Source organism: Mycolicibacter senuensis (assembly GCF_003284925.1).
GTDB classification, from domain to species: domain Bacteria; phylum Actinomycetota; class Actinomycetes; order Mycobacteriales; family Mycobacteriaceae; genus Mycobacterium; species Mycobacterium algericum_A.
Map to the genome: position 1 here is coordinate 1 of NZ_QMEX01000143.1, position 8636 is coordinate 8636.

An 8636-nucleotide genomic window follows, 5' to 3' on the forward strand; every position below is an offset into this window, starting at 1 on the left:
CCGGGCATCGGGCCCAGCGGCTCGGAGCGCGCTCCCGGATTGGCGTCGGGCATCGGTACCGGGGTGCCCGGCACCACCGGCGGGGTCTCGCCGGGCCGGCCGGCGATCGGAATGCCCGGCGTCGACGGCAACCCGTCCGGGTTCGGCGGCGAGACCAGCACATCGGTCGGGCCCGGGTACGGTCCGCTCGGACCGAACGGTCCCGCGTTCGGGTCCAGGTTCGCGCAGGGCAGCGGGTTGCCCGGGGTCGGGAACAGGCCGGCCGCCGGCGCGTACGAGCACGGCGATCCCGGCGCCACGGCCGGTCCGGGATGCTCCGGCGTGCCCTCGATCACCTGCGGTGCGGGCGGCGGTGCGCCGTTGGGGAACCGGGTCCCGTTGGGGTCGGGGTAACGGAACTCCGGCAGGCCCGCGTTGCGCCAGAACTCCTCCGGCGAGATGCCGCGCTTCTTGAACGCGGCGTCGACCCACGGCTGCAGAATCCAGAACGGGATCACGTTGAGCGCCGAGACCTTGAAGTACGGTCCCGAGGCGATCGCGTCGTTGACGATCGTCAGGTAGCGGCCCAGGATCGTGAACATCTCGCGCAGGTTGTCCTGGCGGCGTACCAGCATGTCGGTGATGTTCTGGGCCTCTACGAACACGTGGCGCAGATCCAGGTTCGGGTTGTCCCGGACCAGGCCTTGCACCTGCTCACCGAAGTAGGCGATGTTGCCCAGCAGCGCCGAGATGGCCTGGCTGCGCTGATTGAACGCGGCCAGCAGCGTCTGGGTGTTGCGCAGCACCGCGTCGATCTGGCCGCTGCGGTCGCCCATCACCGCGGCGATCTTGTTGGCCTGGGCCAGCAGATGGGTGATCTCGTCGTCGCGCTTGCCGATGGTGTCGGAGAATTTGGCAACGCCGTCCAACGCCGCGCTCAGGTCGGGGGCGGTCTCGCTGACCGTCTCCGAGAGCACCTTCAGCGACCGCTTGACGGTGTCGATGTCCCAGCCGGCCGCGGCCTTGGTGACGTCGAAGACCGCATCGTAGAGCTGGTAGGGCGTGGTGCTCTGCCCCAGCGGCAGCACCCCCTGCGGCGACAACTTCTTTTCGCCCTTGGGTTCGATGGCCAACACCTTGCGCCCCAGGATGGTGTCGGTCTTCACCCCGATGATGCTGTCCGTCCCGATCGGGTTGGCGCCGACGGAGAACCGGACCCGCACGTGATCGCCGTCGATGGACAGGTCCTGGACCTTGCCGACATCCACACCCGAGATGCGGACCTTGTCCCCGGCGGTGAGCCCCCCGGTGTCGGAGAGCTCGCCGAAGTAGCTCGGCTCGGCGAACAGCATCGGCACCGTGGTGAAGGTCTGCCCCACCAAGGTCACCAATGCGACCGTGATGATGCCGATCACGCCGATCCGTGCCCGGTTGGGCGGTTCCAGAGTCCTCACTGCGGTGTGCACCTCCCGGTCGGCTGCTGCCAGAGCCGGACGTTGCGAACCGGTCCGCCGGGCTGCAGGCCCGGAAGCTTGATAGTGGCGTCACAGATGTAGAAGTTGAAGAAGTCGCCGTAGACGCCGGTACGCCCGATGAGCTTCAGCGCCTGCGGAATCCGCTCCAACAGTCCCTCGACGTCGGCCATGCGGTCCGGTGGCTCGGGGCCCGCGACCGGGAAGATGCTGTGCAGCTGCGGACGGTTGTCGGCCAGCAGGTCGGCCAGGTTGCCGGCGGCGTTGCCGAATTCGGCGGTGCCGAAGGCCAGACCGGTGCGGTGGTCGTTCAGGCCCTTGACCAGCTTGTCGAAGTTGTCGACGGTCTCGTCGAACGTCTGGCGGTGCCGAACCGCGGTGTCCAGCACCGTGTTGAGGTTCTTGACCACCTCGCCGATCGCGGCGTCCCGGTCGGCGATGTGTGCGGTCAGCTGCGCGGTCTGCTGCAGGATGTCGTTGATGGTGCCGCCCTGGCCCTGGAACACCGTGACGATCGACGAGGCGATGGTGTTGATCTTGTCCGGATCGAGCGCCCGGAACACCGGTTTGAATCCACCGATCAGCGCATCGAGGTCGAGGGCGGGCTGGGTGCGGGAGGCCGGAATGAAACCGCCTGCGGGCAGCCGCTTGTCGGCGCCCTCGCCGTCGCCCCGCTTGAGCTCCAGGTACCGGTTGCCGATGAGGTCGTCGTAACGGATCTGCGCGGTGGTCGACTGGTACAGCGGCAGCGAGCGGTCGACGTCGAAGTCGACCACCACGCGGCGGCCGCCGTCGACCAGGTGCACGTTTTTGACCTTGCCGATCTCCACCCCGGAGGCACGGACGAACTGGCCCTGGCGCAGGCCGCTGGCGTTGGTGAACTCCGCGGAGTAACGCGACGTCCGGTCGAACCGGACCTGCCCGAATACCACGACCAGCCCGATCGTGAAGAGCAGCAGCACCGATCCGACGACGCCGAGTTTGACTGCAGTCCTGGTGATGTTCATGGGTTGATCGTGTTATCCCCGACTTGGCGGCCCCAGACGTAATCGATTGCCCAGGGCGATCCGACCTCGAAATGGTTGTAGGGTGCTTGGCTGACTCCGGTGTCGGCCACCAGGTACGGCGCCGGCCAGAAATCGTGGGTGATCTCCTGCCAACAGCCGGGCGCCCCGCCGGGTCCGCCGCGGGCGTTGTAGCGCGGCAGGTTGTCCGGGTAGATGTAGGGGTTGGCCGGGCTGACCAGCTCACTGACGGTGTCCAGCGCGTAACCGTCGCCACCGCCGAGGAAGTTGTACACCTTGGGCGCGCCCTCGGCGAGGTTGCGGATGGCGCAGAACAGCTCCGGGCTGTACTCGTCGAGCAGCGCCGACACCGGAACCAGGTCGGAGAACTGCGCCCGCAGGTACGGGCCGAACCGGTCGGTGATGTCGGCACCGAGGTTGCCCACGCCGGCCGCGGCCAGCAGCGCGGCGTCCAGTTGTTTCTGCTGGGTGGTGATCGTCTTCACCGTGGTCGGCGAGTGCTCCAGGAAGCCGACTAGGTCCGGCGCACCGGCGGCGTAGACGTCCCCGAGCGTCGCGAAGCCCTTGAGGTCGCGCCGGAAGTAGGGCATCCGCGCGTTGACGTCGTCGAGAATCGCGTTCCCGTTGACCAGGGATTCACCGAACTTGTCCCCGAGGCCGGTCAGCGCCTCCGCGGCGGCGTGCAGGGTGAGGTTCAGTTTGACCGGGTCGACGCTCTCGGAGAGCTTGGTCACCGTCTCGAACAGCGTGTTGAGTTCGGTGGTCACCGACGTCGCGATGATGTGCTTGGTGCTGATGCGCTCCGTCGTCGGGTTGTCCGGCGCGGTCAGCGACACGTACTTGTTGCCGAACAACGTGGTCGCCATGATGTTGGCCTCGACGTTGGACGGGATCAGCTTGATGTATTTCGGGTCCACGTCGAGGGTGAACTTGGCCGCCGGCTTCTCTTCGAACTCCGTCGGCGCGATCGCGGACACCCGCCCGATCTGCACGCCGTTGTAGGTCACCGGACCGCCCGGGTCCATCACCAGGCCGGCACGCGGCGCCACCATGGTCAGCGACGTCGTCTTGATGAACGCCCCGCGGAACTGGCCGTAGACCAGTCCGGTGATGAGCACCAGGACCGCCAGCGTCACCACGCCCGCGATCCGGTAGGGCGGGGTCTGCGGCTTGTTCTCTCTCCCGGTTGCCATCGTCATCACATCGTCAGGTTGAAGTTGGGGTCGACGCCGTAGAGCGCCAACGCGGCGAACAACACGACCGTGGGCACCGAGATCAGCGACAGCCGCATCGATCGGCCGACCGCCTCGCCGACACCGACCGGGCCACCACTGGCATTGAAGCCGTAGTAACAGTGGGTGATCATGACGATCACCGCGATCAGGATGGTCTCCATGAACGACCAGAACACATCGTCGGCCCGCAGGAAGGTCCGGAAGTAGTGGTCGTAGGTTCCCGACGACTGGCCGAAGAACAGCGTCGTGACGATCTGCGGCGAGGCGAACGCCATGATCAGCGCCAGCGCGTACAGCGGGATGATCACCGTGAAGCCGGCCACCACGCGGGTGGACACCAGGTAGGAGATGGAGTTGATCCCCATCACCTCCAGCGCGTCGATCTCTTCGCTGATCCGCATCGCGCCGAGTTCGGCGGTGGCTCCGGCGCCCACCGTCGCGGCCAGGGCGATGCCGGCGTTGACCGGGCCGACCACGCGGACGTTGACCAGTGCCGCGGCGAAACCGGTGTAGGTCTCCACCCCGATATTGCCGAGCGAGGTGAACCCCTGGATCGCGATCAGCGAGCCACCGGCCAGCATCACGAAGCCGATGATCGCCACGGTGCCGCCGATGACGGCCATGGCGCCGGTGCCCATCCCCAGCTCGGCGATCAGCCGCAGCGACTCCCGGCGGTATCTACGCAGCGCCCACGGGATCTGCCGAATGGCGGTCAGGAAGAACCAGCCCATCTGGCCGCTCTTGTCGAGCGAACGTCCGGCCGCTCCGACGTAACGTTGATAGTTCGCGATCAGCCCGGGAAACCGGGCGCGCACCACTGCTGATGTCGACATCTCAGGTCCCCGTTCCGAACTTCACGCCGATGGTGGTCAGCACGACGTTCACCGCGAACAGCGCGATCACGCACAGCACCACCGTCTCGTTCACGGCCGTCCCCAACCCTTTGGAGCCGCCGCGAACAGTAAGACCCCGATAACAACCAACCAAGCCTGCGATAAGTCCGAAGACGCTGGCCTTGACCGTGGAGATGATCACCTCGGGTAGCCCGGTCAGCAATGTCAGCGTCGACAGGTAGGCGCCGCCGGAGACGTTTTGCAGGTACACGCCGAACAGGAAGCCACCCGCCAGGCCGATGACGATGACCAGCGCGTTGAGCAGCAGGGCGACGACGGTCGCGGCGATCACCCGCGGCACCACCAGGCGATGGATCGGGTCGATACCGAGCACCTCCATCGCGTCGATCTCCTCGCGGATGGTGCGGGCGCCCAGGTCGGCGCAGATGGCGGTCGAACCCGCGCCGGCGACCACCAGCACGGTGACCAGCGGGCCCAGCTGGGTGACCGCTGCGATGCCGGCGCCGGCACCCGAGACGTCGGCAGCTCCGAACTGGGCCAACAGAATATTGAGGGTGAAGACCAGTAGCACGGTCAGCGGGATCGCGACGGCGACGGTCGGCACGAGGGCGACGCTGGTGATGAACCAGCCCTGCTGAAGGGTCTCGCGCCACTGGAACGGCGGCTTGAACAGTGCCCGAGCGGTCAGCGCGCACATCCGGAAAAACCCGCCGACCATCACCAGCGGCGGCATCACCCGATCACGGGCGAAATCGACCAGGCGGGGACGCGCCGGAGCCGTCACAACACCCCCCTCACCGGAGCCTCCGCGCCACGACGCAGCAGGGGATCGCGTCGCACAGGCTCTCTCCGTCCGTCCAAGTTCTCTCCGAGACCCGCGTCACCATAGCGCCCCAACGTGCCGTTGGCGACCATCGGACCATACCTGATGACTGCGTGAGAAGGAGATCGATTCGCTCCAACGTCCGCAGTTTCCTACCGGACAGTAACGTGCCGCCACCTCAAGCGTCGGCGTTCTGCGCGGTATCGGTTGCGGCGGTGACCGACTCGGATTCCCGGGCCGCGCCGTAGCGGCTCCGCAGTTCGGTCTTGAGCACCTTGCCGGCCGGGTTACGCGGCAGCGCGTCGACGATCTCCAATCCTTTGGGGTGCTTATAGCGCGCCAGTCGCTCGGTGAGGTAGCCGTCGAGGTCGGCCAGCAGCAGATCGGCCCGGTTGACGGCGGCGACCGCGATCGGCACCTCGCCCCACTGCTCGTGCGCGCGGCCGATCACCGCGACCTCGGCGATGTCGGGGTGACCGGCCAGCACGTTCTCCACCTCGGCGCAGTACACGTTCTCGCCGCCGGAGATGATCATGTCCTTCTTGCGGTCGACCACCCAGACGTAGCCCTCGGCGTCCATCCGGACCAGATCCCCGGAGTGGAACCATCCGCCCGCGAAGGCCTCGGCGGTGGCTTCGGGATTGTTCCAGTAACCGCTCATCAGGGTCGGTGCCCGGTAGACGATCTCACCGACCTCACCGACGGCGACGTCGTTCATGTCCTCGTCGACGACGCGGGCGGTGACGGTCGGGATGACGGTGCCCACCGATCCGAGCTTCCGCACGGCGTCCTCGCCGAGCAAAATGCACGTCACCGGCGACATCTCGGTCTGCCCGAACGCCGCGAGGATCTTGGTGCCCGGAAAGGTCTCGGCCATCTGCCGCAGCAGCGCATCGGAGGCCGGCGCCGCCCCCCACGACATGGTCCGCAACCGGATATCGCGCGGGTTGGCCTGCTGTTCGGCGCAGACGGCCTGCCACTGCGCGGGCACCAGGAAGATGCCGGTGACCTTCTCGGCGGCCAGCACGTCGAGCAGTTGGCCGGCGTCGAACGCACCGAGCGGGTTGATCACCGTCGGGATACCCAGCCACATGCCGGGCAGCAGATTGCCGACACCGGCGATGTGGAAGAACGGCACCCCGATGAAGGCCACGTCGTTCGTGCCCGTGCCGGCAGTGTGCAGCGCGGTCATGGTCTGGCCGACCAGGTTGGTGTGGGTGAGCACCGCGCCCTTGGGGCGGCCGGTGGTCCCCGAGGTGTACATGATCAGGGCCGGCGAATCGTTTTCGATGTCCACCGGCTGATGTGGTTCACCGGTCTCGCTGATCAGGTCCTCGTAGCCGATCAGGCCGTCGCCGGCCGAACCGCCGGCCACGACGACGGCGTCCAGCAGGCCGGTCAACTTGCGCAGGCCCTGCACCACCGGCACCAGCGCCGTCTCGGTGATCAGCACCCGCGCCTCGCAGTCGGTGACCAGGAAGGCGAGCTCCGGTGGGGTGAGCCGGAAGTTCACCGGGACGGCGATCGCGCCCAGCATGTTGGCGGCCAGCACCGCCTCGACGAACTCGGTCCGGTTGAGCATCAGGATCATCACCCGGTCGCCGAAGCCGACCCCGCGGCGGCTCAGCGCATCGGCCAGCGCGGTGACCCTCTTCCGCAACTGCGCCCACGTGGTGGTCTGACCTGCGAACCGCAGCGCCGGAGCGTCCGGTTGCATCAGCGCATGCCGATCCAGCTGGTTGACCCAGTTCGCCCGTCGGGCGCGGTAGGGCTGTTCGGCGGGATCGGTTGTTGGATGGGTCAATCGGCTCTCCCGCTTCGTGACGACGACGCTGCGTCGACCCGCTGCGTCCGACGCCGGACCAGCGGCGCCGACCCGCTGCGATTGACGCTGAGACTAACCCGCAGCCAGTTGCTCGGCGCGACGTTTGAGATTGTCGGCCAAGTAATCCAGGGCGTTGTTGAACGCCTTCTTGAGCATCGGCTTGGGCACCGACATCTCCGTCTCGATGTCCATGTCGACGGTGAGCAACGTGGTGGGCCCGATCTCCACCACCGAGAACAACTGCTCCTGCTTGCTGAACAGGTCGCCCTGCTGGAGCACGGTCTGGATCTGCGTGCCACTCGGGTAGTACACGGCCTGGATGAAGGTGCCGTCGAAACCGGAATACGAGGCGTCCAGCCGCAGCTGGCTGGGCCGGCCGTCGTCGTAGCGGGCCAACACCCAGATCCCTTTGACCTCGTCGTTCCACTGCGGGTACGCCTCGAAGTCGGCGACGATCCCCATGATGGTGGCGGCGTCGGCGGCAACTTCGACGGTCTTGCTCACGAGCGGCATCCGCCGAGCATAGCCACCGGCGAATCGAGCACCGAGACCGACGTTTTGCAGCTGCGCGCTCGCACTTTGGCTGCCAACCGCCGGTTTCGCGCTAGACCCCGGCGGTGCCCAGCAGTGCCCGGATGCCGTCGGGGATCGGCACCGGCCGTCGGCTGACGCGGTCGACGTAGACGTGCACCCAGTGCCCCAGCGCGGCGAGCGGCCCGGCACCGGCGTCATCGTCGACGCGGAACACCGCGAGCCGGTAGGTGACACTGCTGCGCCCCAGCCGGGTGACCGCCAGGCCGACCGCGAGCCGGTCCGGGAAGCCCAGCTCGCCCAGGAAGCGGCAGCCCGATTCGGCCACCACACCGAGTTCCGGCATGGCGACCGGATCGAGATCTGCCACGTTGGCCGCGATCCAGCCGTTGATGGCGGTGTCGAAGAGTTGGTAGTACACCGCATTGTTGAGGTGGCCGAACATGTCGTTGTCGGCCCAGCGGGTCAGCACCGGCCAATGCACCGGAAAGTCCCCGCTGGTCAACCCTTCCGGGGCGGGCGGTACCGCGCAACTCATGGTTGTATTCCAACATGGTTGCCATCCGCGGCGCGGTGCTGGAGCGGATCGGGGCGCCACGGCCCTACGCCCGGTCACGGCCGCTCGCGGTGTCCGAGCTGGACCTGGCCCCGCCCGGACCCGGCGAACTGCTGGTCCGGGTGGAGGCCGCCGGGGTCTGTCATTCCGACCTGTCGGTGGTCGACGGCAACCGGGTGCGCCCGGTGCCGATGCTGCTCGGCCACGAAGCGGCCGGAATCGTCGAGGCGGTCGGCGCGGGCCCCGCCATCGGCGGCATCGCGGTCGGGCAGCGGGTGGTGCTGACGTTTCTGCCGCGCTGCGGGCAGTGCCCGGCGTGCGCCACCGGCGGGCTGA

Annotated in this window: 9 protein-coding genes; 1 reads left to right on the plus strand and 8 read right to left on the minus strand. The window is 67.6% G+C overall.

Translation table 11 applies throughout. From position 1 onward, the window contains the following. The 8 genes from DQP56_RS20390 to DQP56_RS20425 form a co-directional block, all read right to left on the minus strand. Positions 1 to 1433 (minus strand): MCE family protein (locus tag DQP56_RS20390; RefSeq protein ID WP_112688550.1); only part of this gene is annotated, 1433 nt, incomplete at its 3' end. Continuing rightward, complete coding sequence (locus DQP56_RS20395; RefSeq protein WP_112688553.1) at positions 1430 to 2458, minus strand: MCE family protein; 1029 nt, start codon at positions 2456 to 2458, stop codon at positions 1430 to 1432. The genes DQP56_RS20390 and DQP56_RS20395, both read right to left, overlap by 4 nt. After that, the gene (locus tag DQP56_RS20400; RefSeq protein WP_112688561.1) at positions 2455 to 3669 is read right to left on the minus strand and encodes an MCE family protein; all 1215 of its coding nucleotides are present in this window, start codon (positions 3667 to 3669) and stop codon (positions 2455 to 2457) included. Before DQP56_RS20400 ends, DQP56_RS20395 begins: the two co-directional genes overlap by 4 nt. A gap of 5 nt (positions 3670 to 3674) precedes the next feature. After that, a complete protein-coding gene (locus tag DQP56_RS20405) occupies positions 3675 to 4544 on the minus strand; it encodes an ABC transporter permease (protein ID WP_112688555.1) in 870 nt (289 codons plus the stop codon). 1 nt (position 4545) lies between these two features. Next, the gene (locus tag DQP56_RS20410) at positions 4546 to 5298 is read right to left on the minus strand and encodes an MlaE family ABC transporter permease (RefSeq protein ID WP_112688563.1); all 753 of its coding nucleotides are present in this window, start codon (positions 5296 to 5298) and stop codon (positions 4546 to 4548) included. A gap of 268 nt (positions 5299 to 5566) precedes the next feature. Beyond that, positions 5567 to 7192, minus strand: coding sequence for a fatty-acid--CoA ligase FadD5 (gene fadD5 / locus DQP56_RS20415; protein ID WP_112688557.1), 1626 nt, complete (start codon positions 7190 to 7192; stop codon positions 5567 to 5569). 93 nt (positions 7193 to 7285) lie between these two features. Continuing rightward, complete coding sequence (locus DQP56_RS20420; RefSeq protein WP_041316664.1) at positions 7286 to 7726, minus strand: SRPBCC family protein; 441 nt, start codon at positions 7724 to 7726, stop codon at positions 7286 to 7288. Positions 7727 to 7817: 91 nt separating this feature from the next. Further along, a complete protein-coding gene (locus DQP56_RS20425) occupies positions 7818 to 8282 on the minus strand; it encodes an acyl-CoA thioesterase (protein WP_112688559.1) in 465 nt (154 codons plus the stop codon). 14 nt (positions 8283 to 8296) lie between these two features. Between DQP56_RS20425 and DQP56_RS20430 the strand changes: the two genes are divergently transcribed. Next, the coding region (locus tag DQP56_RS20430; protein ID WP_165825094.1) for an alcohol dehydrogenase catalytic domain-containing protein at positions 8297 to 8636 on the plus strand (340 nt) is incomplete at its 3' end.

Excerpts from the sequence above, each read along its gene's own strand:
- DQP56_RS20400 (WP_112688561.1), bottom strand. The coding sequence starts at position 3,669 with ATGGCAACCGGGAGAGAGAACAAGCCGCAGACCCCGCCCTACCGGATC.
- DQP56_RS20405 (WP_112688555.1), bottom strand. The coding sequence starts at position 4,544 with ATGTCGACATCAGCAGTGGTGCGCGCCCGGTTTCCCGGGCTGATCGCG.
- DQP56_RS20410 (WP_112688563.1), bottom strand. The coding sequence starts at position 5,298 with ATGCCGCCGCTGGTGATGGTCGGCGGGTTTTTCCGGATGTGCGCGCTG.
- DQP56_RS20425 (WP_112688559.1), bottom strand. The coding sequence starts at position 8,282 with ATGAGTTGCGCGGTACCGCCCGCCCCGGAAGGGTTGACCAGCGGGGAC.
- DQP56_RS20420 (WP_041316664.1), bottom strand. The coding sequence starts at position 7,726 with ATGCCGCTCGTGAGCAAGACCGTCGAAGTTGCCGCCGACGCCGCCACC.
- DQP56_RS20395 (WP_112688553.1), bottom strand. The coding sequence starts at position 2,458 with ATGAACATCACCAGGACTGCAGTCAAACTCGGCGTCGTCGGATCGGTG.